Origin of the sequence: Virgisporangium aurantiacum (assembly GCF_016863635.1) — a bacterium.
Taxonomy (GTDB): Bacteria; Actinomycetota; Actinomycetes; order Mycobacteriales; family Micromonosporaceae; genus Virgisporangium; species Virgisporangium aurantiacum.
On record NZ_BOPG01000003.1, the window covers coordinates 336836 to 361501 of the forward strand.

A 24666-nucleotide genomic window follows, 5' to 3' on the forward strand; every position below is an offset into this window, starting at 1 on the left:
TCGTTGCAGGCATGCGCCAGAACGTCACCAGGCCTAGGGGACAATCCAGGGTCGCGGCACGGCAATAGGCACCGAACCGGACAAACCGGGGTAGGGCTTCCCAGCAAAACTCAGCTGGCTCTCAGCCGAACTACGCACCCACGAGGTCGAGGCGCTGGGCGTGCAGCGTCGTCTTCAGGGGACCCTGATGCCGCACGGCGACCGCCATCGACCCGTCGCCCACGAAGTTGGTGACGGTGCCGCCGAACGCCTCCGGCTCGCGCTGCGGCGGGGCCCCGAACTCGATCGGCTCGCCCGACTCGGTGGCCGGCGCCGGTGTCGGCCCGGACCCCGAGCCCACTCCAGCCGGTTCGAGCCGACGGGCGCGATCGAGCAGGCCGGACTCGGTGAGTTCGGCGAGCTCCAGGGTGTCGCTCACGTCGCGCATCAGTTCGGACATCTGGGCACCGAGCGCATCGCAGATTGCCGACAGCAGTTCGCTCGACGCCTCTTTCTGGCCTCGCTCGATCTCGGAGAGGTAACCCAGGCTCACGTTCGCGGCACCGCTGACCTCACGCAGCGTGCGGTGTTGGGACTGCCGGCGCGCGCGAAGCGCGTCGCCGAGTACCCGACGAAGCAGGATCACAGCGCACCTCCTCTTGTAGAGGCCACCGGCGATGCAGAGAGGCATCGCCGGCATTGCCACGGTACCCGCTGGTGGGCGGCACCCGCACCATGGCGGGGCCCATTGCGCCCTAAGCGAACCGGGCGGACACCAGCGTGTCTTCCAACAACACCAGTACCGCCGCGACACTTCCCGCCCGGATCGCCGGCCGGTCGCCGGTGAGCGTGAGCTCACGCACCTCGTCGACACCGGGTCCGGAGACCGCCACGTACACCCGCCCCACCGGGTGCCCGTCCTGCGGATCGGGGCCGGCGACGCCCGTCGTGGCCAGGCCCCAATCGGCCCCGCACCGTTCGCGCGCACCACGGGCCAGCGCCCGGGCCACGTCCGGATCAACCGGCCCGCGCGCCGCTAAAAGATCATTCGGGACGCCCACCAACGCGGCCTTCAGCTCTGTCGCATACGCGACGAGCCCGCCCCGGTACACCGCGCTGGCGCCGGGCACGTCGACGATCGTGGCCGCCACGAGCCCACCCGTCAGGGATTCCGCCGTGGCGAGCGTCTCCCCGCGCTTCTTCAACAGGGAGAGGACCGTTCCCGCCGTCATGAGCGGCTGAGGCGGATCGCCCGGATGACGTAGTCGACGCCGGTGACCACCGTGACGACCATCGCCGCGTAGATGACCCACAGCCCGAGGTCGCCCAGCGCGTCGGGCAGGGGCAGCAGCAGCCATCCGATGCCGATGCTCTGCAGCATGGTCTTGAGCTTGCCGCCGGGGCTGGCCGGGATCACACCGTGCCGCAGCACCAGGAACCGCATCGCGGTGATGCCGATCTCGCGCACCAGAATCAGCGTGGTGACCCACCACGGCACCACCCCGTACCCGGAGAGCAGCACCAGGGCCGTGCCGATCAGCGCCTTGTCCGCGATCGGATCGGCGACCTTGCCGAACGACGTCACGAGGTTGAGCCGGCGGGCGATCCAGCCGTCGACGTAGTCGGTGATCGAGGCGACCGCGAACGCGATCGTCGCCGCGATCTGCCACCCCGCGTGCTCCATCTCCCCCATGACGAGGAAGAAGCCGAACACCGGCACCAGCAGCACCCGCAGCGTGGTGAGCGCGTTGGCGATGTTGACCAGCGGAATGGCCGGCACCGGCTGCATCTCCACCTCCACCGGCGCAGCGGCGGGAAGGTCGGACGCTGTCACCGGTTCCGGGATCATGACGGTGCCTTGGAAACGATCTCCACCGGCTCGGCGACCAGGTCGACACCGTCGCTGGCGGTGACCTTCGCCCGGACGAGATCCCCCACGCGCAGGTCGCCGGCGAGCGCACCGCGCAGCGTGGTGGAGCCGTCGATCTCCGGAGCCTGGTGCGCCGCGCGTCCCTCGATCACGCCGCTCTCGATCGCGTCGACGAGCACGTCGACCTCGGTGCCGACGCGGTCCTCCGCGCGCTGGGCGCACAGCGAGTCGGCCAGCTCGGTCATCCGCTCGACCCGCCGCCGGACGGTGGTCGGGCTGACCTTGCCGGTCATGCCGGCCGCCTCGGTGCCGTCCTCGTCGCTGTAGCCGAAGACGCCGATCGCGTCGAGGCGGGCGGCGGTGAGGAAGCCGGCCAGTTCGGTGACGTCGGCGCGGGTCTCGCCGGGGAAGCCGACGATCACGTTGCTGCGGGCACCGGCCTCCGGCGCGTACGCGCGGGCCATCTCGAGCAGGTCGAGGAAGCGGGCGGTGTTGCCGAACCGGCGCATCCGGCGCAGCACCGGCTCGCTGGAGTGCTGGAACGACAGGTCGAAGTACGGCGCTACGCCGGGCGTCGTCGCGATCGTCTCGATCAGGGCCGGCCGGGTCTCGGCCGGCTGCAGGTACGACACCCGCACCCGCACGATGCCGGTGGTGGCCGCGAGTTGGGGGAGCAACTTGTCGAGCGCCCGCGGGTCACCGAGGTCCTTGCCGTACGAGGTGGAGTTCTCGCTGACGAGCACCAGCTCGCGCACCCCCGTGCCGGCCAGCCACTCGGCCTCGGCGAGCACCTCCTCCGGCGGACGCGAGACGAACGCCCCCCGGAAGGACGGGATGGCGCAGAACGCGCAGCGCCGGTCGCAGCCGCTGGCGAGCTTGAGCGCGGCCACCGGACCCTTGTCGAGCCGCTGCCGGGAGACGCGAAGATGGGCCGGCGCGTGGCCGGGAAGTGACACGTCGGCCCGCTTGACCTGCCGCTGTGCGGGTGTGAGCGGCAGCAGGGTGCGCCGGTCGCGCGGCTGGTGGCTGTCGACCTTCTCACCCCGCGCGACCGCGTCGATCGTGGCGGCGATGTCGGGATAGTGGTCGAAGCCGAGCACGGCGTGCGCCTCGGGCAGGGTGTCGGCCAGCTCCTTGCCGTACCGCTCGGCCATGCAGCCGGTCGCGACCACTTTGGCCCCACCGTCGGCGGCGGCCAGCAGCGTGTCGATCGACTCCTGCTTGGCGTCGGCCACGAACCCGCACGTGTTCACCACGACCACGTCGGCCCCGGTGGCGTCGGTGCCTACCGACCAGCCTCCGGCGGAGAGGCGGGCGGCCAGTTCCTCGGAGTCGACCTCGTTACGGGCGCAGCCGAGGGTGACCAGGGCAAGACGGCGTTGGGACACGTGTCGAGGGTACCGGCCTTCGCCGGGCCCGACTCAACCCGAATGCGGACCTGGCGTATCCCCGGCTCGCCAGGCCCGCAGGACCGGACGCGGGCCGCCCGCCTCGACGAACCAGGACACCGCGAACACCACGATGATCGCGCCCAGCATGAGCGCGGCGGACACCAGACCGAGCGGCAGCGCCACCAACGGGATCAGCACGCCGCACATCAGCGCGTACCGGAGCCGGCCCAGCCCCAGCACCAGCAGGAACACCGCGTGTCCGATCAGGTAGAGCAGCACGCCGCCGGCGACCGCCAGCGCGTATTCGATCTTCGCCGCGTCGAACGGATGCCCGATGATCTTCTTGACGCCCGCGGCGAACGCCACGATCCCGAGCAGCATCGGGATGTGTGCCCAGCCGAACGCGTGCACCGCCCGGTACGCCCGGCGGGTGGGGTCGGCGGTGGCCGCCAGCACGTGCTCGGCCCGCTCGTCGTCGCCACCGAAGTAGACCCAGTACATGTAGTAGAGGACGGTGAGCACGAGCATCGCGCCGAACACGATGGACAGGCCGAGGTCGTAACCGCGGACCCCGACGCCGATCGCGATGATCGACTCACCGAGCGCGATGATCACCACCAGGCCGTGCCGCTCGACGAAGTGCCCCGCCGCGATCGAGAACCCGCCGATCGGGCTCAGGTACGGCGTCGCGGCCTGGATCGCGAACGCCAGCGCCCACAGCCCGTACCGCCACGGCCCGGTGAGAATCCCGCCGGCGAGCACCAGCGAGGAGGAGAGCAGGTTCAAGAGGGCGAGCCCGCCGCGCAACGCCCGGAGCACGCCCTCGCCGCCCGCCAGCGCGAACGCGCCGGTGTGCACCAGGTTGACCACCAGGTAGCCGAGGCCGAACAGCCAACCGGCGGCGCCGAACGCGTCCGGTACCGCGAGCGCGACGGCCAGGAAGCTGCCCATGCCCACCAGCAGCAGGACGCGCCGCAGCGGGCTCGACGGGGTCATGGCGTTGGTGAGCCAGGCGTAGGCGGAGTACATCCACCAGATCACGCCGAGCATCAGCGTCACCCGCACGACGCCGATCAGGTCGAGGTGGTCGGCGAGCACCTCGGTGAGCTGGGTGATCGTGAAGACGAAGACCAGGTCGAAGAACAGTTCCAGGGTGGAGACCCGGACCTGCCCGGTTTCCTCCGCAGTCGGTGTCTCTGCTGGCTCAGCCGTCACGCGGCGAGCGTAGCGGGGAACTGATTCCGGAACGTGAAAGCGTCCCGCGTCGGGCCGCTCTCGGCCAGGAGGGCCAGCCGCCGCGCGGCCTCGGCCACCGTCGGCCGCGCACCCTCGTCGACCCACCAGAGCACGAGATGGGGACGCCCTGAGCGCCGGAACCATTCCCGCCGGCGCTGCAGCACGCCGAGGTGATCGGTGCGGTACGTGTACGCGTACAGCGCCTCGATCGACTCCCACACCGTCAGGTTGACGATCACGTCCGGCCCGAACGGCCTTATCGCCGTGGCGTCACCGTTCTCGTCCTGGAGTCGCCACACGAACCCGGGCGAGTTGTCGGCGAGGTCGTTGATCTCGACCAGCAGGTCGACGAAGCCCTTGAGCTCCGGGCTGTCGAGCGGGGCGACCAGCGTCGCGATGTTGAGCTGCGCGATGTGCATGCATCGGAGTTTAAACAACTTCCATTATTTTTTGAAAGGCCTCACACTGGAACACGTGACCGTGGACGCGATCGGGTTGTTGCACGAGCCGGTGCGGCGGGCCGTGTACGAGTACGTGGCCGCCCAGCCCGGCCCGGTCGGGCGCGACGCCGTGGCCGAGGCGGTCGGCGTCGGACGCACGCTCGCCGCGTTCCATCTCGACAAGCTCGCCGGCGGCGGGCTCCTCACGGTGTCGTTCGCGCGGCGTCCGGGCCGCACGGGCCGGCCGGCGAAGCTGTACCGGCGGGCGCCCGGTGAGGTCGCGGTCAGCGTCCCGCCGCGCCAGTACCGCCTGCTGGCCGGCGCCCTGGCCGAGGCCCTGGAGGAGACGGGCGCCGACGCGACGGCCTACGCGGCGGCGCACCGGCGCGGCCGCACCCAGCCCGTGGTCGGTGATCTCGTCGACCACCTGGACGGGCTCGGCTACGAACCGGTCACCGACGACTCCTGTGTCCGGCTGCGCAACTGCCCGTTCGGCACGGTGGCCGAGGAGTTCCCGCCGCTGGTGTGCGGGATGAACCTGGCGCTGATCCGCGGCATGCTCGACGGCGGCGGGATGGCCGAGTCGCGCGCGGAGCTCGACCCGCAGCCGAACGGCTGCTGCGTGCGGATCGCGCTAGTCGCCGCCGCCCGCTCGTAGCGCGTCCAATGCCTCTTCCAGCTCGTCGGGCTTGATCAGGACGTCGCGGGCCTTCGACCCCTCCGACGGTCCGACGATTCCCCGGCTCTCCATGAGGTCCATCAGGCGGCCCGCCTTCGCGAAACCGACCCGCAGCTTGCGCTGGAGCATCGACGTCGACCCGAACTGGCTGGTCACCACCAGCTCGGCGGCCTGGATCAGCAGCTCCAGGTCGTCACCGATGTCCTCGTCGACCTTCTTCTTGGTCGACTCCGGTGCGGCCGTGACGTCCTCGCGGAACTCCGGCTCGCGCTGGTCCTTGCAGAACTTGACGATGTCGGCGATCTCCGACTCGTTCACCCAGGCGCCCTGGATCCGGGTCGGCTTCGACGCGCCCATCGGCAGGAACAGCCCGTCACCGCGACCGATCAGCTTCTCGGCGCCGGGCTGGTCGAGGATGACCCGCGAGTCGGCGAGGCTCGACGTCGCGAACGCCAGCCGCGACGGCACGTTCGCCTTGATCAGGCCGGTGACCACGTCGACGCTGGGCCGCTGGGTGGCCAGCACGAGGTGGATGCCGGCGGCCCGGGCCAGCTGGGTGATGCGGACCACCGAGTCCTCGACGTCGCGCGGGGCGACCATCATGAGGTCCGCGAGCTCGTCGACGACCACCAGCAGGTACGGGTACGGCCGGATCACCCGCTCGCTGCCCGGCGGCGCCTTGATCTGGCCGGCCCGCACCTTGCGGTTGAAGTCGTCGACGTGCCGCACCCCGAACGCGGCCAGGTCGTCGTAGCGCATGTCCATCTCGCGTACGACCCAGTCGAGGGCGTCGGCGGCCTTCTTCGGGTTGGTGACGATCGGGGTGACGAGGTGCGGGATGCCCTCGTAGTTGGTCAGCTCGACCCGCTTGGGGTCGACGAGCAGCAGCCGCACCTCGTCGGGCGTCGCCCGGGTGAGGATCGACACCAGCAGGGTGTTCAGGCACGAGCTCTTGCCCGCCCCGGTGGCGCCGGCTATCAGAATGTGAGGCATCTTCGCGAGGTTGGCGACGACGAACCCGCCCTCGATGTCCTTGCCGAGGCCCACGGTGAGCGGGTGGTGATCGCTGGTCGCCACGCGGGAACGCAGCACGTCGCCGAGGGTGACGTTCTCCCGGTCGAGGTTCGGGATCTCGACGCCCACCGCGCTCTTGCCCGGGATCGGCGACATGATCCGGATGTCGGGCGACTTGACCGCGTACGCGATGTTGCGGGTGAGCGCGGTGATCCGCTCGACCTTGACGCCCGAGCCCAGCTCCACCTCGTACCGCGTGACGGTGGGGCCGCGGGTGAAGTCGGTGACCGCCGCGTCGACGTTGAACTGGTCGAACACGCCCGTCAGGGCCGCGATGACCTCGTCGTTGGCGCGGCTGCGGGCCTTCGGCGCGTCGCCCTTCATCAGGAGGTTCGGCGGCGGCAGCTTGTAGTCGGCGTCGGTGAGCGCGAGCTGTTCGGCCCGGGTGGGCATCGGCGTGTGCTCGGGCGGCGGCTTCTTCGCCTTCGGCTGCGGCTTGCGCGGCAGCGCGACGGTCTCCAACGCCTCGATCGGGCCGGGCATCGACTCGTCGTCGAGGGACAGCTCGTCCCTGACCTCGTCACCGACCTCGGCCAGGGCGCCCTGGCGGCGGCGGGCCGGGCGACGCTTGGCCGCCGGCTCCCCGTCGGACGCCTGGTCGTGGGCGGCCGATCCGTCCTCGTAGTCCTCGTCCTCGTCGTCGGGGAGCCGGCCGAACGCGAGGTCGCGCAGGTCGCGGAAGCGCTGCGGGATCTTGTTGATCGGCGTCGCGGTGACCACGAGCAGGCCGAACACCACGAGCAGCAGGAGCAGCGGCGCCGCGACCCAGCCGGTGACCGCCTTGGCCAGCAGCCCGCCGGTGAACCGGCCGAGCACGCCGCCGGCCTTCTCCATCTTCAGCGGGTCGACCGGCTGCTTGAACACCAGGTGCAGCAGGCCGGCGACGCCGACGATCAGCGCCGACCAGCCGACGACGCCGCGGCCGCGCGGCGGCTCCTCGACCGGCTTGCGCATCAGGCGCACGGCGCCGACCAGCATCAGCACCGGCAGCGTGGCGGCGATGGCACCGAGGAAGAACCGGACGGTGTCGGCGAGCCAGGTGCCGACCGGGCCGGCCGAGTTGAACCAGACCGCGAACGCGAGCAGCACCGCCAGGCCGAGCACGGCGAGGCCGACGCCGTCGCGGCGGTGCTCCGGGTCGAGGTCCTTGGCGGTGGCGGCCTGCCGGCCCACGGCCCGCACCATCCAGCCGAGGATGTGCGCGAGGCCCATCCACAGCGCGATCATTCCGCGGCCGAGCAGCGCCAGCGGGTTGAACCCGCCCCCGGCGGAGGTCCGCCGGCGCGGCGCCACCCGACGGGCCGGTGCGGTCTTCCGCGTGGTCTGCCGGGTCGGTTGGCGGGTGCGCTGGGTCGGCCGTCGAGCCGGTGTGGCCTTGGTGGCCGGGGCACGGCGACGGCTCGGCTGAGAGGTCCTGCCCGCCATAGGTCCCCACGGTAGCGGCGGATCTACAGCGAGACAGTTTCGACTCGCCGCCGCAGGTGCCGCCGGTAGAGATAGGCACCCACCCATGACCCGACCACGGTGACGCCGGCGAGCACCTGCAGCACCAGCGTGAACCGCTCCGGGTACAGCACGCCCTCGATGTACCGGTCGATGAACCCGGCCGACTGCTCCGTCTGCCCCGCCTGCCGGCGCGCCCAGTTCTCCGCCGTGGTGAGCGGACAGGTCAACGGAATCCCGACGACGGCGAGTCCCCAGGCGGCGGCCGCGAGGTGCACCCAGAACACCCGCGGCCACCGCCACACCAGAAACCCGCCGAACACGACAAACGCCAGGTAACCGAAGTGCACGACGAGAATCACACTGACGAGCGCCTCGTACCCCATGCCTATAACTGTCGCAGCCCGCTGGTATGACCTGGATTGTGATCGCGACCGAAGACGGACTGCGCAGGTCGATGTTTACGCACCTCGACCGGTTGGCGGCCGCACATCCCGATGGCATCCCGTCGAGCCTGATCAACTCGTTCATCTATGCGGGCCAACCGCAGCGGCTGATCGTGCAGCCAGGAATCTGGAAGCCGAAGCACCTCTCGGCAGCCCTGAGCATTCGTACGACGTTCGCCCGCTCTCCTGCCGACCGCCCGTACCAAGACGAGGTCGGCGCAGACGGGCTCATGCGATACAAGTACCGGGGCACCGACCCCAACCATGCCGACAACCGAGCGTTGCGGTCGGCCCTGCAGCAGGGTGCGCCGCTCGTCTACTTTGTCGGTGTTGCGAAGAGCGTCTACCAGGCGATTTACCCAGTCTTCTTGTTGACCGAAGAGGCGGCAGAACACCAGTTCGTGGTGGGCATCGACGAACAGCAGGCCCTCCTGCCGGCTCTACGGGGACCCGAACCGGCTGCCGCCCGCAAATATGCACAGCGGTTGTTGAAACTTCGGCTCCATCAGCCGATCTTTCGGGCGCGAGTGCTGCGGGCCTACGGCTCGTCCTGCGCGATGTGCGGCCTGCATCTGCCACAACTGGTCGAGGCCGCGCACATCTTGAGCGACAGCCATCCTCGCGGCGAACCCGTCGTTCCCAACGGCCTGGCGCTCTGCAAGATCCATCACGCCGCCTTTGACGCCAATATCCTCGGAGTCCGGCCGGACCTCATCATTGAGGTCCGGCCAGACATCCTCAGCCAGACCGGCGGCCCGATGTTCAAATACGGCCTTCAGGAGACGCACGGTACGCGTCTTCAGGTGCCGCATCAGGTCTCCGCACGGCCTGACCCCGCTCGGCTTGAAGAGCGCTATCTCGAATTTCGCCGTCAGCCGAGTGTTACGACAGCAGTTGCTCGATGGGGTCCCGCAGGAAGTAGATGACGAAGAGCGCCGCCGCGCCCCACATCAGCGGGCTCACCCGGCGTGCCTTGCCCCGTACCGCCTGGAGCAGGACGTACGCGATGAACCCGGCGCCGATGCCGGTGGAGATGGAGTACGTGAACGGCATGAGCACGATCGCCAGGAACGCGGGGATGGCGATCTCGTAGTCGGTCCAGTCGATGGAGCGGACGGCCGTCATCATCAGGAAGCCGACGACGACCAGCGCGACCGACGCGGCCTCGAACGGCACGATCTCGACGATCGGCGCGAAGAACATCGCCACCAGGAACAGCCCGCCGGTGACGAGGTTGGCCACGCCGGTGCGGGCGCCCTCGGCGACGCCGGACGCCGACTCGATGTACGACGTGTTCGACGAGGTGCTCGCCGCTCCGCCGGCCGCCGCCGCGATCGAGTCGACCAGCAGGATCTCCCGCGTGCGGGGCGGGGTGCCGTCCTCGTTCAGGAGCCCACCCTGCGGACCCGCCTCGTAGCCGACCGCGACCATCGTGCCCATCGTGTCGAAGAAGTCGGTCACCAGCAGGGTGAACACGAACATGATCGCGACCAGCGTCACACCCGAGTCCCAGGCGCCGAGCACGCTGAAGTGCCCGAGCAGCCCCAGGTCGGGCAGGTCGAAGATCTTGTCGGGCAGTTCGGGGACGTTGAGGTTCCACCCGTGCGGGTTGGTCTTCTCCGGTGAGATGAACGTCGGGCCGATCTTGACGATCGCCTCGACGATCACCGCGAGCACCGTGCCGAACGCGATCCCGAGCAGGATCGCGCCCTTCACCCGGCGCACCACGAGGACCAGCGTGACCAGCAGCGCGATCACGAACACCAGCGACGGCCAGCCCACCAGCCGGTTGCCGAGGCCGAGCTGCACGGGTGGCGCACCGGTGCCGGTCGAGCGGACGAACCCGGCGTCGACCAGCCCGATCATCGTCAGGAACAGGCCGATGCCCACCCCGATCGCGATCTTCAACTGGGCCGGCACGGCCCGGAACAGCGCCTCGCGCAGCCCGGTGAGCACGAAGATCGTGATGAGCACGCCCTCGATGACCACGAGGCCCATCGCGTCGGCCCAGGTCATCGTCGGCGCGATCTCGTACGCGACGAGCGCGTTGACGCCGAGGCCGGCCGCCAGCGCGAGCGGGAACCGGGCGACGACGCCCATCAGGATGGTCATGACGCCGGCCACCAGGGCGGTGGCGGCCGCGACCTGCGTCATGTTCAGGTGCGCGCCGTTCTTGTCGGCGCCGCCGCCCAGAATCAACGGGTTGAGGACCACGATGTAACTCATCGTGAAGAAGGTGGCCAGGCCACCCCGGATCTCACGACCCAGGGTGGAGCGGCGCGCGCTGATCTCGAAGTAGCGGTCGAAACCGTTGCGTGGGGGTGCGGGGGGTTCCGGGTCGGGGCCCGGGGGCAGGTCGGAGGCTGCCTCGGTGTGCGCCATGGATTGAAGTTAAGGAACCCCTGTTACAGCCGGATCTCAGACCTCGACGACATTCGGCACGATCATCGGCCGGCGGCGGTACTTCTCGTTCACCCACCGGCCCACCGTGCGCCGCACGAGTTGCTGCAACTGGTGCGGATCGTGGGTACCCTCCTCGGCCGCCCGCAGCAGCGTCTCGGTGATCAGCGGTAACACCGCGTCGAACGCCGCCGGGTCCTCCGAGAAGCCCTTCGCCGAGATCGCCGGCCCGCCGACGACCTTGCCGGTGACCGAGTCGATCACCACCGTGGCCGCGATGAACCCGCCGTCGCCGAGGATCCGCCGCTCGGTGAGCAGCGACTCGCTGACGTCACCCACGGCGAGCCCGTCGACGTACACGTACCGCGAGCGGATGTGCCCCACCAGCCGGGCCACGCCGTCGACCAGGTCGACCACGTCGCCGTCCTCGCACAGCACCACCTGCTCGCGCGGCACGCCCGACTCCACCGCGAGTTCGGCGTGCGCCCGCAGGTGCCGCCACTCCCCGTGCACCGGCATGAAGTTGCGCGGCTTCACCACGTTGAGCAGGTACCGCAGTTCGCCGGCCGGCGAGTGCCCGCTGACGTGCACCTTCGCCACGTCCTTGTGCACCACCACGGCACCGGCGCGGGACAGCCGGTTGATCACCCGGTAGACCGCCGACTCGTTGCCCGGCACCAGCGACGACGCCAGCACCACGGTGTCGCCGGGTGCGATCGTGACGTGCCGGTGGTCGCCGTTGGCCATGCGGCCCAGCGCGCTCATCGGCTCGCCCTGGGAGCCGGTGGACATCATCACGATGCGCTCCGGCGGCAGGTTCAGCGCCTCGTCCATGCCGACGACCAGCCCGGCGGGGATGCGCAGCAGGCCGAGGTCGCGGGCGATGCCCATGTTGCGCACCATCGAGCGTCCGATGAGCGCGACGTGCCGGCCGTGCGCGTGTGCCGCGTCGAGCACCTGCTGCACGCGGTGCACGTGCGACGCGAACGACGCCACGATCACCCGGCCGGAGGCGCCGGCGAAGATGCGGTCGAGCACCGGGCCGATCTCCCGCTCGGGGGTGACGAACCCGGGGATCTCGGCGTTGGTGGAGTCGCTGAGCAGCAGGTCGACGCCCTGCGCACCGAGCCGGGCGAACCCGGCCAGGTCGGTGAGCCGCCCGTCGAGGGGCAACTGGTCCATCTTGAAGTCGCCGGTGTGCAGCACCGTGCCGGCCGGGGTGGTGATCGCCACCGCCAGCGCGTCGGGGATCGAGTGGTTGACCGCGAAGAACTCGCACGTGAACGGGCCCAGCCGCTCGGTCTGCCCCTCGCGCACCGTGAGCGAGTACGGGGTGATCCGCCGCTCGGCCAGCTTCGCCTCGACCAGCGCCAGCGTGAACTGCGAGCCGACCAGCGGGATGTCGGGCTTGTGCGCCAGCAGGTACGGGACGGCACCGATGTGGTCTTCGTGGCCGTGGGTGAGCACGATCGCGTCGACCGCGTCGAGCCGGTCGAGGATCGACTCGAAGTCGGGCAGGATCAGGTCGACCCCGGGCTGGTCGACGTCGGGGAACAGGACCCCGCAGTCGACCACGAGCAGGCGCCCGCCGAACTCGAACAGCGTCATGTTGCGGCCGATGGCGCCCAGTCCGCCCAGCGGGGTGACCCGCAGCCCGGTGGCGGGCAGCGGTGGTGGTCCGTCGAGCTCGACGTGTGCCGCCGTCACCGATCCGCACCCGGGTGCAGATGGGCCATCTGGTCGGCGTCACCGAGAGTCAGCCCGGACGCCGCGCAGTCCTCCCGGATCCGCGCGATCTCCGCCGGGGTCGCCTGGCACAGCGGCAGGCGCACCGGCCCGGCCGGCTTCCCGGCGAGCCGCAGGGCCGCCTTCGTCATGATGACGCCCTGCGTGCGGAAGAACCCGCAGTACGCCGGCAGCAGCTTGTGGTGAAGCGCGAGCGCGCCGGCGACGTCGCCGCTCTCGTACGCCTCGATCATCCGCTTGGTGGGCGGACCGAACAGGTGGGTGGGCACGCCCACCACGCCGACCGCGCCGATCGCCAGCAGCGGCATGGTGACCTTGTCGTCGCCGGAGTAGACGGCGAGGTCGGTGCGGCGGGTGACCCACGCCGTCCCCTCGAAGTCGCCCTTGGCGTCCTTCAGCGCGACGATGCGCGGATGCTCCGCGACCCGGACCAGGGTTTCGGTGGTGATGTCCATGCCGGTGCGACCCGGGATGTCGTAGAGCATCACCGGCAGCCCGGTGGCGTCGGCGGCCTCCGTGAAGTGGTGGATCAGGCCGGCCTGCGGCGGCTTGTTGTAGTACGGGGTCACCACGAGGGTGCCGTGCGCGCCCGCCTTCTCGGCCGCCTTCGCCAGCTCCACCGTGTGGCGGGTGTCGTAGGTACCCACACCGGCGATCACGAACGCCCGGTCGCCGACCGCCTCGAGGACCGCCCGCAGCACGGTGTCCTTCTCGGCGTCGGTGGTGGTGGCCGACTCACCGGTGGTGCCGTTGATGACCAGGCCGTCGTGGCCCTGCTTGTCGACCAACCAGGTGGCGAGCGTTGCGGCGCCGTCGGCGTCGAGAGAGCCGTCGGCGCGGAACGGCGTGACCATCGCGGTGATCAGCCGGCCGAAAGGCCGCCGCGGGTCGGAACTCGTGCGCGTCATACAGACAACCTATCGCCCGCCGATAGCGGTTACGGTCACGACTCCCAGGCGAAGGCGCTGGCCGCGATCTCGGTGCCGTCGGCGAGGGTGGATATCGTGAAGTCGGCGAACACGTTTCCGGCGACCTTCTGCAGTTGCCGCAACGTTTCCACCGCCAGCGCCCGGATCTCGACATCGGCGTGCTCGGTGGCCCGCATCGCGATGAAGTGCCGCCACGCACGGTAATTTCCGGTGACGACGATGCGCGTCTCGGTCGCGTTCGGCAACACGGCACGGGCGGCCTGGCGGGCCTGCTTGCGACGCAGCGTGGCGCTGCCCGCGCCGGCGAACTTCTCCTCCAGCTTCGCGAGCAGGTCGGTGTACGCGTCGACGCTGGCCTGGGTCGCCTGCACGAACAGCTCGTGCAGCTCCGGGTCGGCCGCGATCACGTCGGGCTCGACCATCGCGGCGTCGCGCTCGGGCACGTACCGCTGCGACAGCTGCGAGTACGAGAAGTGCCGGTGCCGGATCAGCTCGTGCGTGAGCGAGCGGGAGATGCCGGAGATGTAGAAGCTGACGGTGCCGTGCTCGAGCACCGACAGGTGCCCGACCTCCAGGATGTGCTTGAGGTACCCGGCGTTCGTGGCCGTCGCCGGGTTCGGCTTGTTCCACGACTGGTAGCAGGCGCGGCCGGCGAACTCGGCGAGCGCCTCGCCACCCTCGGCGTCGGTCGTCCAGGGGACGTCTTCCGGCGGCGCGAAGTGCGTCCATCCGATCATCTGAACCTTGGGGGGCACGATCTCTGGCATGGCGTCACTCTAACCAACCGGCGACCCGTCGCTGAGCAGGTGCTACGGGCGCAACACTTCCAGCTGCAGGTCGGGCTTGAGCCGCCTGATCTCGTCGACCACGGGGTCCGACTTCGGCGACAGGACGATGAGGCGGATCGGCACACCCGGACGGGCCAGCGAATCGGCGATGTTCTGCGTCTCGTCGCTGAACAGGCCCGCGCCGTAGTACATGACCTTGTCGGTGGTGCCGGAGGTCCGCTGGAGCATCGAGAAGAACAGCGAGCTGGTGTACGTCACGTAGAAGTTGTCGGAGAGCACGATCGTCGTGGCGCCCGGGGTGGGCGGGTACTTGCGGTTGAGGTCCATGAGCGTCTTCGCCCACGGCCCGGCCGTGGTCTTCGGCGCACCGGAGTGCCACAGCCGGGCATGCTTCTCGGCCGTTCCCGGCCGCGACGGCATGTCGTCGAGAACCACACCGGCACCGACCGCGATCGCGGCCGACACGAGGACCGCCGGCACCGAGGCCGCGATCAGCTGCCGTCCCCGGAGCCGGGCCGTGTGCCTGCCGACGACCAGGGCGACGGCCCCGAGGCCGACCAGCGCCACGATCAGAACGGAGTGCAGCGCCTTCTCGAAGTAGTAGGGCGACTTACCGCCCGTGGCGGCAACGTATGCCCGCAGGGCGATGGGCAACGCGAGCACGGCGCCCATGAACAGGACGTACGACCGCCACACCCGCAGCCGCCGGACCAGCATCAGGAGGGCGGCGGCCAGCACCAGGCCGAGCGTCAGCAGCATCGCGCGGCTCGCCGCGGACACCGGACCCGGCGCTGAGATGAGGGCGCCGTGCCGGCCGTAGAGCGTGCCGAGGGTGATCGGCACGATGGCCAGCCCGCCGGCGACGACGCCCACGACGAGCGCGAACACCAGATGCGGACGCACCAGCCGGCGCCGGTAGAGCAGCCACCCGCCGGCGGCCAGCGCGGCGGAGGGAAGGAACAACTCGTAGCTGAACCCGATTCCGACCAACAGCGCGCCGATCAGCACCATCTGCTCACGCGGCCGCGACGGGCGCCGGACGATCACGGCGGCGAGGAGCGCCAGCAGGGCCAACCCGAAGATCTCGCTCGGGAAGCCGAAGATCACCATGACCGGGATGTCGCTGTAGATGAGCTCGGTGCCGAGGAACGCGATCAGCGGCAGCCGCCAGGGGCCGAGCAGCGGGCCGGCGATCCATTGGGCGGCCCAGATGATCGCCAGCGCGAGGAAACCGTATGCGGCCAGGAAGAACCAGACGAAGTGGTCCATGGAGCTGACCATGTCGCCGGTACCGGACGACGAGCGGACGAAGCTGTCGAGGACGCCCGCGCTCAGGTGCCACCCGGACGGGTAGTAGCGGAGCAGTTCGAAGAGGTCGGGCACGTCCTGCGGCGTCTGCCAGTACGCGAATCCGCCGATCCGGCGCAGCGTGTCGAAGATCGAGACGTGCCGGGAGACGTCCTCTCCACCGGCTACCAGCATCGCGAGCCGGCCGGTGGAATCGGTGCGGATGTACGGTATCGCCACGTACGCGGCGACACCCAGGGCCGCCACCACGGTGATGCCGTCGGTGAGCGCGGGGCGGGGCAGCCGCGGCCGGCGGCCGGTGAGCACGCTGATCGCGCCGAGCACCGTCAACCCGGTGCCGGCGATCGGGATCGGCTGGAACCCGAACGGCCACGCGGTGAAGAGCAGGCCGGCCGCGCACAACGTGCCGATCAGCAGGGCGGACGCCAGCATGAGCCGGTCGAGCAGGGTGCGCCCGCCGCGCAGCAGGCTCGCGGTGGTGACCAGGACCAGCGGGGGCAGCAGCCAGTCCACCGACAGCAGGTGGGTGACGACCGGAAGCAACCACGCGACGGCGAGCCAGGCACCGACGTGCCGCACGTCGATCCGTCGGCCCTTCGGCGACTCCTGCACGTCGGTTGCGACCTCCGGCGGTCCATCGACCGGTGACCCGACCTGCCGTGACGTAGTCGTCAACTGAACCTTCCTTCGCCCGGATGAGTCCCGTCAACGGCCAACGGTCCAAAGCCAGTACGGGGTCGCAGTTCGCGGATACCGTACACCCCGCGCGCGGGCGCGATCGGCCGCTCCCGGTGCCATGTAGCGTGACCCGGTGCAGCGCCAGATCATCCACCCGTTCTCCCGGGACGAATTCGACGCCATCTACGCGCGGGTGCCACGGCTGACCGTCGAGGTCCTGCTGGAGCTACCCGACGGGCTGGTGCTGGTCCGCCGCGACATCGAGCCGTGCGCCGGGCAATGGCACATTCCGGGCGGCACGGTCCATTTCGGCGAGTCGATGGTTGCGGCCGTCCGCCGGGTCGCGGCGGTCGAGCTCGGCCTCGATGTGACGCCGGGAGAGCTGGTCGGCTACATCGAGTACCCGCAGATGCACGCGAACGGCTACCCCGGCTGGCCGGTGGGGATGGCGTTCACCGCCACGCGTGTCGGCGGCGACCTCCACGGCAGCGACATGGGCGCCGAGGTCGCCTGTTTCCGCCCCGAGCCCGCTTCCGTCCCCGACGACATCATCGCCGAGCAGGGCATATTCCTCCGGCAGTGGTTCGCGCAGCGCGGCTGACATCATTTCGACTTGACGCGACGTCACCATGACGCCATGATGGTGTCATGGACCTCACGCCGTACCTGGAATCGCTTCGCCGCGATCTCGCTGCCGCGGCCGCACCCGCGGGTGAAGCGGCGGCCCGCAGCGCCGAACTGCTGTCGTCCGCGTTGGAGTCGGCGGCCCGGCTGAGCCTGCTCGAGGCGCTGTCCGACGCCGCGGCGGAGATCACCACGAAGCTCGACGGGTCGAGTGTCGAGGTACGGCTCCGCGGTCGCGACGCCGAACTGGTGGTCACCGACGGCGCGCCGGCACAGAGCTCGGCGCCACCGCCGCCACTCGCCGACAGCGGCGGCGACGTCGCCCGCATCACCCTCCGGTTGCCGGAGGTGCTCAAGGAACAGGCCGAACGCGCGGCCACCGAGGAGGGCATCTCGGTGAACGCCTGGCTGGTTCGCGCGGTCGCCGCTGCCCTCCAGGGCTACGGCGGCTGGCCCGGCCCGCCCGGTGCGCCGCCGCCCCCTGGCCCGCCGATGCCACCCGGTCCCGGGTTCTTTCCCGGTCCGGGCGGTCGCGGCCGGCGGCCCCGTCGGATGACGGGCTTCGCACAGGCCTGAGGTCCCACGGCGTTTGTTTCCAGGCCGTCGGCGCGCTCCGGCGTGACGGCCCGACTTTCCGACCCCGAAGGAGCAACCATGCACGAGTTCCAGACCAAGGGCCCGATCGCGCTCTCGCTGCGGCTGAGCGGCGGCGCCGCCACCGTGACGGCCGAGGAGCGCGACACCGCCGTCGTCACGGTCGAGCCCAACGACAACTCCGAAGCGTCTCGGAAGCAGGCCGAAGAAACCCGGGTCGCGCTGGAGGGCGACCGGCTGATCATCCACACGCCCGAGGGCGGCTGGATCTGGCGGCGGGGCAGCGTACGGGTCACCGCGCAGGTGCCCGTCGACAGCGCCTTCCAGTGCACCGTCGCGTCGGCCGACGCGATCCTGGGCGGGCGCTGGCGGGAGGGCAACGCCAACAGCGCGTCCGGCGACCTGGAGATCGGCGCGGTCACCGGGAGCCTCTCGGTGGTCACCGCCAGCGGCGACGTGCGCATCGAGGCGGTCGGCCGCGACCTGAACGTGAAGAGCGCGTCGGGCGACGTCGAGATCGGCTCGATCGGCGGCGACGCGTCACTCACCAGCGCCAGCGGTGACCTGACCGTTCACGACACCGGCGGTTCGGCCACGGCGCGCACCGCGTCGGGCGACATCGAGCTGTCGCGGGCCCGCACCGGCGAGGTCCGGGCTCAGACCGCGTCGGGCGACGTGCAGATCTCGGTGCTGCCCGGCACCGGCGTCTACATGGACGTGAACACGCTGTCCGGCGGCACCCACAGCGACCTCCACGTGGGCGACGCCCCGTCGCCGACCGGCACGTCGAAGACCACGCTGTCGGTGCGGGTGCACACGGCGAGCGGCGACGTGTCGGTGCTACGCGCCCACGCGGCGAACGGCGATGCCCAAATGACCGCGTAGGTCAGACGTAGAACCAGTTGAACGGCTCGAACGGCAGGTTGCGCAGCACCGAGAACGCGGCCCACACGGCCAGCGCGATGCCGAGGGCCCGGAACGACAGGCGCAGCTTCGGCAGTTGCTTGTTGAAGAGCGCGCCGGCCGCCCAGGTCGCGTACGCGTAGAGCAGGAACGGCAGCGCGAACACGAACAGCAAGTGGTGCTGCGCGGCGGCCGCGACGTCGCCGTGCAGCAGGTACCAGGCGGCCCGGGTGCCCCCGCAGCCGGGGCAGTCGAACCCGGTGGTGAGCCGCACCAGGCAGCTCGGCATGTCGCCGGCCCCGCCGTCGGTGGGATTGCTCCACAGCACGTACGCCGACGCGGCGGCGCAGCACCCGGCCAGCACCACCGGCGCGATCCACTTCGGCGTGCGCCGGTTCACCTTCCCGAAGAACGCGGTGACCTTGTCGGGCTCGGCGTAGTACGCCTGGTACGGCCCGTACGGGCTGCCGGGCTGACCCGCGGGCGGGTAGGCGGGAGCCTCGATCGGAGCGCTGCCGATGTTCTCGGGTGCCGCCGGAGCGGGCGGAACTGCGGAGGTCACGGCATTCACGGTACACGGATCTCGGTACCGGGTTGAGCCGCCAACGCGCGGTCGAGATCTGCGGCGAGGTCGCCGGCCACCGGGGTCTCGACGGCGGACAGGCCGAGCCAGCCGGCCAGCCGGCGCAGTTCGGCGGCGAGGGCCTCGGCGACCGCACCGGGTGACGGGTCGGTGCGGGCCGTCGCCGGTTCCAGCCAGGCGGCCGGCACCCGCAGCACGCCGGCCTTGCGGTCGGCCTTCAGGTCGACGCGCGCGGCGAACCGGTCGCCCAGGAGGAACGGGAGCACGTAGTACCCGTGCACCCGCTGCGGCGCCGGCACGTAGATCTCGATGCGGTAGGTGAACCCGAACAGCCGCTCGACCCGGTTGCGCTCCCAGATCAACGGATCGAACGGGCTGAGCAGCGTGGCCGTCGTGACCCGGCGCGGGATCTTCGCCGCCTCGTGCAGGTAGGCCGGCGCCTTCCAGCCCTCCACCCGCACCGGGCGCAGTTCGCCGGCCTCCACCAGTTCGGCGACCGCCGTGCGGGCGGCGGCCAGCGGCAGGCGGAAGTAGTCACGCAGTTCCGGCTCGGCCGCCACGCCCAAACTGGCCGCCGCGCTGCGCACCAGGTCGCGGAACGCCTCGTCGTCGGAGGGCGTGGGCGCGTTGAGCACCGCCGCCGGCAACACCCGCTCGGTGACGTCGTACAGCCGGGCCCACGCCGAGTTGCGCGACGCGGCGGCGACCTCACCCGCGAAGAACAGGTACTCCAGGGCGGTCTTGACCTCGTTCCAGTTCCAGCCCCAGCCGAAGGGCTTCACCCGCTGGGTCGGGTCTTCGATCTCCGCGGCCGCGATCGGGCCGCGTTCGCGGACCTCCTCGAGCACCCGCTTGATCAGCTCCGGCTTCTCCTTCGCCAACCGCGCCGGCGGCCCCCACGAGTGCCCGCGCGCCATCCGCCACCGCATCACCGGATGCAGCGCGACCGGCAGCAGCGACGCCTCGTGCCCCCAGTACTCGAACAACTCGCGCGGTGCCCGGTAGGCCGCCCGATCGAGGAGCGCGACGGGATACGGCCCGAGCCGGCTGTAGAGCGGCATGTAGTGCGCCCGCATGAGGACGCTCACCGAGTCCATCTGCAGCAGCCCCACGCGCCGCAGCACCCGGCGCAGGTGCCGCACGTCGGGCACCCCGCCGGGAGCCGGATCGGTGAACCCTTGCGCGGCCAGGGCGATACGGCGGGCCTGCCGTAGAGAGATCGTGTCCATCGCGAAACACCTTATGACCCGGGTACGACAATTCCCCGGGTCACAAGGTCACGATGACTGTGCCTCGACCGTTACGCCTCAACCAGGCGACGGTCTTCCTGGGCCGGAACCCGGACCGACTTGGTGACGTCGGCCAGCTCCCGGTCGAGCCCGGTGAGTTCGGGCTCCTCGGCCTTCGCCGTGGCCGGCACGGGTGCCAGCGGCACCGCGACCAGCATGATCAGGCTCAGCCACACGTAGGCGTTGCTGCCCAGCCAGCCGTACCACGTCTCGAACTTGCCGTTGAAGGCCCACACCAGCCGGCTGCACATCACCGCGTAGGTGACCGCGGCGAGGCCGAGCAGCCAGTTGCGGCGCCGCTTCGACAGGCCCTTCACCAGCCCCCGGTCGACCAGCAGGATCATCGCCGGCAGCACCCACACGAGGTGGTGCACCCAGGTGATCGGGCTGATCAGCACGCCGACGATGCCGGTGAGCGCCAGGCCCATCGCCTCGTCGCCGCGCCGGGCGGCCTGCCGCGACCGCCACGCCCACACCGCGAGCGTCGCGAGCACCAGCAGCCCCCACGTCGCCGTGGACGGCTGGACGGAGTCCCACCGGTGCACGACACCGTTGAGCGACTGGTTCGACACGAACGAGTTCTCACCGACCCGGCTGGTGTTCCACAGCGCGTCGGTCCAGAAGATCCGGGACGCGTCGGGCGCCACCGCACCGGCGAGCACGGTGGCCGCCATCATGGTGCCGCTGGCGACGGCCGCGGCGCGGAACCGCTTCGTGATCACCAGGTAGATGATGAAGATGCCCGGCGTGAGCTTGATCGCGGTGGCCAGACCGATGCCGACGCCCGCGACGCTGCGGTTGTACCGCACCAGGAACAGCACGTCGGCCGCGACGAGCACCAGCAGGATCGCGTTGACCTGGCCGAAGAGGAACGTCTCGCGCATCGGCTCGAACGCGACCGCGAGCGCCGCCGCGATGCCCAGCACGAACCACGGCGACCAGCCGTTGCGGCGCGCCATCGGCTCGACCAGCCAGTAGATCACCGCGAGCGCGGCGCCGACCGTGAGCAGCAGGCTGATGACGATCGCGACGTGCCAGCCGACGTAGGCCATCGGCAGCATGGTGAGCGCGGCGAACGGCGGGTACGTGAAGCCGTACTTGGTGCCCGGCAGCAGGTAGTCGTAGATCTCGCCGTTGCCGGCGACCCAGTGGTTCATCGCGCCGAAGTAGACCCGAAGGTCGAAGAAGCCGTGCCGCACCGCGAACGCGGCGTCGAACGCCACCGCGGCGACGAACAGCCCGAAGACGATCGCCGCCTGACGCGTGCCCCGGCGCCTCGTCCACTCAGGCAGCCGGGCAGGCAGCTGCCGCAGCCGTGCCGGCATCGGAGCCGACCGCTGTGCAACCTGTTCCCGCGTTGACACGCCTGTGCCCTCCTCGTTGCGACCGTCTCTGACTGCCCACAAAAACAACGACCGAATCACATTCGTCGCCGTCCGCGTCAAGGGTGGGGCGCGGCGCGCCACCCTGCACGTCTCGTTACGAAACCGGTACGTACCCTTTGCTTTGTGGTGCTGTGTTACGTCCGGGTTGCGACACCCGAAGATTCGGGCGAAATTGCCCGTATCCAACTAACGACCTGGCAGGTCGCCTACAACCGTTTCATACCACGCACAGTGATCGATGAACTTGAACTGGACTGGATCACACGGCAATGGGAAGCCGCAGTGACATCTCCTCCAACATCACAGCATCGTGTGCTGGTCGCGGTTGAGCAGGCGGAAAAGCCTGGCACGAAACCGGGAACAGCCTACCGTGCGGGGTTTGCCGCGTCAGGCCCGGCGGACCCGTCGGCCCTCGCCCCTGACGAGAATCACAACGCGCTGAGTGACGGAACAGTTGCGGTCACCGAGTTGATGGTCGAGCCGCGATGGGGGCGCCGGGGGCACGGCAGCCGGTTACTCAGCGCATCTGTGGATCACTGGCGGCAGGACGGATACGACACCGCCGTGGCCTGGGTGTTCAGGGACGACGCGGCCACGGTGAGCTTTCTCACCGCGGCCGGTTGGGCACCCGACGGGGCGGCCCGTGCGCTGGACGTGGACGACCTTCTCGTCCCCCAGATTCGATATCGAACCCGTCTCTAATGGCTCCGAAAATTCACAGGAGAGAATTCAGCCCCACCGTCAGTCCGGGGCGGTTGCGGACGGCGCGCACCGCCAGCAGAACCCCGGGCATGAATGAGACCCGATCGTAAGAATCGTGCCGCAGGGTCAGCGTCTCGCCGGTGCCGCCGAACAGCACCTCCTGGTGCGCCACGAGGCCCGCTGAGCGCACCGAGTGCACCCGCACCCCGCCGACGCTCGCCCCGCGGGCGCCGTCGAGCTCGTCGGTGGTGGCGTCCGGGATCGGGTCGCACCCGGCGGCCTCCCGGGCGGCCGCGATCAGTTCGGCGGTGCGCACCGCGGTGCCGCTGGGCGCGTCGACCTTCTTCGGGTGGTGCAGCTCGACGATCTCCACCGAGTCGAAGTAGCGCGCGGCCCGCTCGGCGAACTCCATCATCAGCACCGCGCCGACGGCGAAGTTCGGCGCGACCACCACGCCGAGGCCGGGCTTGTGCGCCAGCCACGACGCGACCCGGTCGAGCCGGGCCTGCGAGAAGCCGCTCGTGCCGACGACCGCGTGCACGCCCTGCTCGACGCACCAGTGCAGGTTGTCCATCACGATGTCGGGGGTGGTGAAGTCGACGACCACCTCGGCACCGGCGTCGGTGACGATCGACAGCCCGTCGCCCTGGTCGACCATCGCGACCAGTTCCATGTCGGGCGCGGCGTCGACGGCCCGGCACGCCTCGGTGCCCATCCGTCCGCGCGCGCCCAGTACCCCGACCCGCAGTGGTTCAGTAGTCACCGCAGTAATTTACCGGTCAGGCAACGGCGGAGCTGAAGTCCCGGTCGTCGAAGGGACCGATGACCGCCAACGACGGCCGGCAGTCCAGCAGTTCGGCGGCGATCACGGCGACCTCCTCGGTGGTGACCCCGTCGACGCGCGTCAGGATCTCGTCGACCGACAGCAGGTCGGGGTGCAGCAGTTCGCCCTTGCCCAGCCGGCTCATCCGGGACCCGGTGTCCTCCAGCCCGAGCACCAGCGAGCCCTTCAACATCCCCTTGCCGCGGGCGACCTCGGACTCGGTGAGACCGCTCGCCGCCACCTTCGCCAACTCGTCGCGGGTGATCGCGAGCACCTCGTCGACCTTGCCCGGGGCGCAGCCCGCGTAGACGCCGAAGAGCCCGGCGTCGGCGTACAGCGACGTGAACGAGTAGACCGAGTACGCGAGCCCGCGCTTCTCCCGGATCTCCTGGAACAGCCGGCTCGACATGCCGCCGCCGAGCACGTTGTTCAGCACGCCGAGCGCGAACCGCCGCTCGTCACGGCGCGCCAGACCGGCACAGCCGAGCACCAGGTGCGCCTGTTCGGTGTCCTTGTCGAGCAGCACGACCTGCCCCGTACGGGCCACGACGAGCGGGGAGTCCGCCCGGGTGGGTGCCGCTGCGCCCGTCCCCTCGAACCCGCGACGGCCCGACAGCCCCGCGACCACGCCGGCCACGACGGTGTCGTGGTCGAGATTCCCGGCGGCGGCGATGACGATCGACGGCCCGGTGTAGCGGGCCCGGTAGAAGTCGTTGATCTCGTCGCGGGTGAGCGCGCCGATGGTGCGGGCCGACCCGCTGATGCGCTGGCCGAGCGGGTGGTCGGCGAACACGGCCTCGGTGAACAGGTCGTGGACCTCGTCACCGGGCTCGTCGTCCTGCATCGCGATCTCTTCGAGGATCACGCCGCGCTCGGTCTCGACGTCGCCGGCCGCGAGCACCGAGTTGGCCACCACGTCGCACATGACGTCGACCGCGAGCGGCAGGTCGGCGTCGAGGATGCGCGCGTAGTAGCAGGTGTACTCCTTGGTGGTGAACGCGTTGGTCTCGCCGCCCACCGCCTCGATCTGGCTGGAGATGTCCATCGCCGAGCGCTTCTCGGTGCCCTTGAAGAGCAGGTGCTCCAGGAAATGCGAGACGCCCGACTGCGCCGGCCCCTCGTCGCGGGCGCCGACACCCACCCAGACCCCGACCGCCGCGCTGCGCATCGTCGGGATCGCCTCGGTGAGGACCCGCACGCCGTTCGGAAGGACGGTGCGGCGCATGGAATCAGTCTCGTTCAATGTTCCTGCTCGGGGGTGAAGGGGATGGGAGACGCCGGGGCGCCCCGAATGTAGTCGAGGCGCCCCGGGTCGTGCCTGTCGTGCCTGTCTTGCCTGGCTCGCGGGGCTTCCGC

The 24666-nt window shown here is 70.4% G+C and carries 24 protein-coding genes; 6 read left to right on the forward strand and 18 right to left on the reverse strand.

Features of this window, described 5'->3' with window-relative positions:
- Positions 1-130: 130 nt before the first annotated feature.
- From Vau01_RS02160 to Vau01_RS02185, 6 genes are all read right to left on the reverse strand, one after another.
- Positions 131-625: a helix-turn-helix domain-containing protein gene (locus tag Vau01_RS02160; protein WP_203986424.1), complete on the reverse strand. Its 495-nt coding sequence runs from the start codon at positions 623-625 to the stop codon at positions 131-133.
- Between the two features lie 109 nt (positions 626-734).
- Positions 735-1211, reverse strand: coding sequence for a CinA family protein (locus tag Vau01_RS02165; protein WP_203986426.1), 477 nt, complete (start codon positions 1209-1211; stop codon positions 735-737).
- Positions 1208-1768 (reverse strand): CDP-diacylglycerol--glycerol-3-phosphate 3-phosphatidyltransferase, encoded by a 561-nt coding sequence (gene pgsA / locus Vau01_RS02170; protein WP_203986635.1) that lies wholly within the window; start codon positions 1766-1768, stop codon positions 1208-1210. The genes Vau01_RS02165 and pgsA overlap by 4 nt, the downstream gene beginning before the upstream one ends.
- A gap of 56 nt (positions 1769-1824) precedes the next feature.
- Positions 1825-3237 carry a 30S ribosomal protein S12 methylthiotransferase RimO gene (rimO, locus tag Vau01_RS02175; RefSeq protein ID WP_203986429.1) on the reverse strand — a complete coding sequence of 471 codons (1413 nt, stop codon included), beginning with the start codon at positions 3235-3237 and terminating at the stop codon, positions 1825-1827.
- 33 nt (positions 3238-3270) lie between these two features.
- Positions 3271-4455: a low temperature requirement protein A gene (locus tag Vau01_RS02180; protein WP_203986430.1), complete on the reverse strand. Its 1185-nt coding sequence runs from the start codon at positions 4453-4455 to the stop codon at positions 3271-3273.
- The gene (locus Vau01_RS02185) at positions 4452-4895 is read right to left on the reverse strand and encodes a DUF3291 domain-containing protein (RefSeq protein WP_203986432.1); all 444 of its coding nucleotides are present in this window, start codon (positions 4893-4895) and stop codon (positions 4452-4454) included. The genes Vau01_RS02180 and Vau01_RS02185 overlap by 4 nt, the downstream gene beginning before the upstream one ends.
- 55 nt (positions 4896-4950) lie before the next feature.
- On the opposite strand from Vau01_RS02185, the gene Vau01_RS02190 reads away from it, so the two are divergent.
- The gene (locus Vau01_RS02190) at positions 4951-5574 is read left to right on the forward strand and encodes a helix-turn-helix transcriptional regulator (RefSeq protein ID WP_239151233.1); all 624 of its coding nucleotides are present in this window, start codon (positions 4951-4953) and stop codon (positions 5572-5574) included.
- Here the strand turns inward: Vau01_RS02190 and Vau01_RS02195 are convergent.
- Both Vau01_RS02195 and Vau01_RS02200 read right to left on the reverse strand, forming a co-directional pair.
- Positions 5551-8094, reverse strand: coding sequence for an FtsK/SpoIIIE family DNA translocase (locus tag Vau01_RS02195; RefSeq protein ID WP_203986434.1), 2544 nt, complete (start codon positions 8092-8094; stop codon positions 5551-5553). The genes Vau01_RS02190 and Vau01_RS02195 overlap by 24 nt on opposite strands.
- A gap of 23 nt (positions 8095-8117) precedes the next feature.
- On the reverse strand, positions 8118-8498 hold the full coding sequence (locus tag Vau01_RS02200) for a DUF2784 domain-containing protein (RefSeq protein WP_203986437.1): 381 nt from the start codon (positions 8496-8498) through the stop codon (positions 8118-8120).
- A 26-nt stretch (positions 8499-8524) separates the two neighbouring features.
- Here Vau01_RS02200 and Vau01_RS02205 point away from each other — a divergent pair, with 26 nt between their 5' ends.
- Positions 8525-9484: an HNH endonuclease gene (locus tag Vau01_RS02205; RefSeq protein ID WP_203986441.1), complete on the forward strand. Its 960-nt coding sequence runs from the start codon at positions 8525-8527 to the stop codon at positions 9482-9484.
- Here Vau01_RS02205 and Vau01_RS02210 read toward each other — a convergent pair.
- Genes Vau01_RS02210 through Vau01_RS02230 form a run of 5 tightly spaced genes read right to left on the reverse strand, consistent with a single transcriptional unit; the run spans position 9441 to position 16404 of the window.
- Complete coding sequence (locus Vau01_RS02210) at positions 9441-10940, reverse strand: NCS2 family permease (RefSeq protein ID WP_203986443.1); 1500 nt, start codon at positions 10938-10940, stop codon at positions 9441-9443. The two genes, Vau01_RS02205 and Vau01_RS02210, sit on opposite strands and share 44 nt — an antisense overlap.
- Before the next feature lie 36 nt (positions 10941-10976).
- On the reverse strand, positions 10977-12665 hold the full coding sequence (locus tag Vau01_RS02215; RefSeq protein ID WP_203986445.1) for a ribonuclease J: 1689 nt from the start codon (positions 12663-12665) through the stop codon (positions 10977-10979).
- A complete protein-coding gene (gene dapA / locus Vau01_RS02220) occupies positions 12662-13612 on the reverse strand; it encodes a 4-hydroxy-tetrahydrodipicolinate synthase (RefSeq protein ID WP_203986446.1) in 951 nt (316 codons plus the stop codon). Before dapA ends, Vau01_RS02215 begins: the two co-directional genes overlap by 4 nt.
- A gap of 35 nt (positions 13613-13647) precedes the next feature.
- Positions 13648-14400 carry an FAD-dependent thymidylate synthase gene (gene thyX, locus Vau01_RS02225; RefSeq protein ID WP_203986447.1) on the reverse strand — a complete coding sequence of 251 codons (753 nt, stop codon included), beginning with the start codon at positions 14398-14400 and terminating at the stop codon, positions 13648-13650.
- A gap of 42 nt (positions 14401-14442) precedes the next feature.
- Complete coding sequence (locus Vau01_RS02230; RefSeq protein WP_203986448.1) at positions 14443-16404, reverse strand: hypothetical protein; 1962 nt, start codon at positions 16402-16404, stop codon at positions 14443-14445.
- Positions 16405-16540: 136 nt separating this feature from the next.
- On the opposite strand from Vau01_RS02230, the gene Vau01_RS02235 reads away from it, so the two are divergent.
- The 3 genes from Vau01_RS02235 (at position 16541) to Vau01_RS02245 (ending at position 18510) form a co-directional block, all read left to right on the forward strand.
- On the forward strand, positions 16541-17008 hold the full coding sequence (locus Vau01_RS02235) for an NUDIX hydrolase (RefSeq protein ID WP_203986449.1): 468 nt from the start codon (positions 16541-16543) through the stop codon (positions 17006-17008).
- 47 nt (positions 17009-17055) lie between these two features.
- Positions 17056-17607, forward strand: coding sequence for a toxin-antitoxin system HicB family antitoxin (locus Vau01_RS02240; protein ID WP_203986451.1), 552 nt, complete (start codon positions 17056-17058; stop codon positions 17605-17607).
- Between the two features lie 78 nt (positions 17608-17685).
- Entirely contained in the window at positions 17686-18510 is an 825-nt protein-coding gene (locus Vau01_RS02245; RefSeq protein WP_203986453.1) for a DUF4097 family beta strand repeat-containing protein, read from the forward strand.
- A gap of 1 nt (position 18511) precedes the next feature.
- Here Vau01_RS02245 and Vau01_RS02250 read toward each other — a convergent pair whose 3' ends face one another.
- The 3 genes from Vau01_RS02250 to Vau01_RS02260 all read right to left on the reverse strand — a co-directional run bounded on the left by Vau01_RS02250 (position 18512) and on the right by Vau01_RS02260 (position 21725).
- Complete coding sequence (locus Vau01_RS02250; RefSeq protein WP_203986456.1) at positions 18512-19090, reverse strand: DUF2752 domain-containing protein; 579 nt, start codon at positions 19088-19090, stop codon at positions 18512-18514.
- Between the two features lie 5 nt (positions 19091-19095).
- Positions 19096-20340 (reverse strand): winged helix-turn-helix domain-containing protein, encoded by a 1245-nt coding sequence (locus Vau01_RS02255; RefSeq protein WP_203986459.1) that lies wholly within the window; start codon positions 20338-20340, stop codon positions 19096-19098.
- A gap of 71 nt (positions 20341-20411) precedes the next feature.
- The gene (locus Vau01_RS02260) at positions 20412-21725 is read right to left on the reverse strand and encodes a glycosyltransferase 87 family protein (RefSeq protein WP_203986462.1); all 1314 of its coding nucleotides are present in this window, start codon (positions 21723-21725) and stop codon (positions 20412-20414) included.
- Positions 21726-21908: 183 nt separating this feature from the next.
- On the opposite strand from Vau01_RS02260, the gene Vau01_RS02265 reads away from it, so the two are divergent.
- The gene (locus Vau01_RS02265) at positions 21909-22487 is read left to right on the forward strand and encodes a GNAT family N-acetyltransferase (protein WP_203986465.1); all 579 of its coding nucleotides are present in this window, start codon (positions 21909-21911) and stop codon (positions 22485-22487) included.
- A gap of 13 nt (positions 22488-22500) precedes the next feature.
- Here Vau01_RS02265 and dapB read toward each other — a convergent pair whose 3' ends face one another.
- Both dapB and Vau01_RS02275 read right to left on the reverse strand, forming a co-directional pair.
- On the reverse strand, positions 22501-23259 hold the full coding sequence (gene dapB / locus Vau01_RS02270) for a 4-hydroxy-tetrahydrodipicolinate reductase (RefSeq protein ID WP_203986641.1): 759 nt from the start codon (positions 23257-23259) through the stop codon (positions 22501-22503).
- 7 nt (positions 23260-23266) lie between these two features.
- On the reverse strand, positions 23267-24553 hold the full coding sequence (locus Vau01_RS02275) for a M16 family metallopeptidase (RefSeq protein ID WP_239151234.1): 1287 nt from the start codon (positions 24551-24553) through the stop codon (positions 23267-23269).
- Positions 24554-24666: the final 113 nt, after the last annotated feature.

What these genes read in the sequence shown, in the direction of transcription:
- Vau01_RS02210 (WP_203986443.1), bottom strand. Translation starts at nt 10,940, where the DNA reads ATGGCGCACACCGAGGCAGCCTCCGACCTGCCCCCGGGCCCCGACCCG.
- Vau01_RS02165 (WP_203986426.1), bottom strand. Translation starts at nt 1,211, where the DNA reads ATGACGGCGGGAACGGTCCTCTCCCTGTTGAAGAAGCGCGGGGAGACG.
- Vau01_RS02255 (WP_203986459.1), bottom strand. Translation starts at nt 20,340, where the DNA reads ATGGACACGATCTCTCTACGGCAGGCCCGCCGTATCGCCCTGGCCGCG.
- Vau01_RS02185 (WP_203986432.1), bottom strand. Translation starts at nt 4,895, where the DNA reads ATGCACATCGCGCAGCTCAACATCGCGACGCTGGTCGCCCCGCTCGAC.
- Vau01_RS02195 (WP_203986434.1), bottom strand. Translation starts at nt 8,094, where the DNA reads ATGGCGGGCAGGACCTCTCAGCCGAGCCGTCGCCGTGCCCCGGCCACC.
- Vau01_RS02260 (WP_203986462.1), bottom strand. Translation starts at nt 21,725, where the DNA reads ATGCCGGCACGGCTGCGGCAGCTGCCTGCCCGGCTGCCTGAGTGGACG.
- Vau01_RS02240 (WP_203986451.1), top strand. Translation starts at nt 17,056, where the DNA reads ATGGACCTCACGCCGTACCTGGAATCGCTTCGCCGCGATCTCGCTGCC.
- thyX (WP_203986447.1), bottom strand. Translation starts at nt 14,400, where the DNA reads ATGCCAGAGATCGTGCCCCCCAAGGTTCAGATGATCGGATGGACGCAC.
- Vau01_RS02205 (WP_203986441.1), top strand. Translation starts at nt 8,525, where the DNA reads ATGACCTGGATTGTGATCGCGACCGAAGACGGACTGCGCAGGTCGATG.
- Vau01_RS02200 (WP_203986437.1), bottom strand. Translation starts at nt 8,498, where the DNA reads ATGGGGTACGAGGCGCTCGTCAGTGTGATTCTCGTCGTGCACTTCGGT.
- pgsA (WP_203986635.1), bottom strand. Translation starts at nt 1,768, where the DNA reads ATGCAGCCGGTGCCGGCCATTCCGCTGGTCAACATCGCCAACGCGCTC.
- Vau01_RS02245 (WP_203986453.1), top strand. Translation starts at nt 17,686, where the DNA reads ATGCACGAGTTCCAGACCAAGGGCCCGATCGCGCTCTCGCTGCGGCTG.
- dapA (WP_203986446.1), bottom strand. Translation starts at nt 13,612, where the DNA reads ATGACGCGCACGAGTTCCGACCCGCGGCGGCCTTTCGGCCGGCTGATC.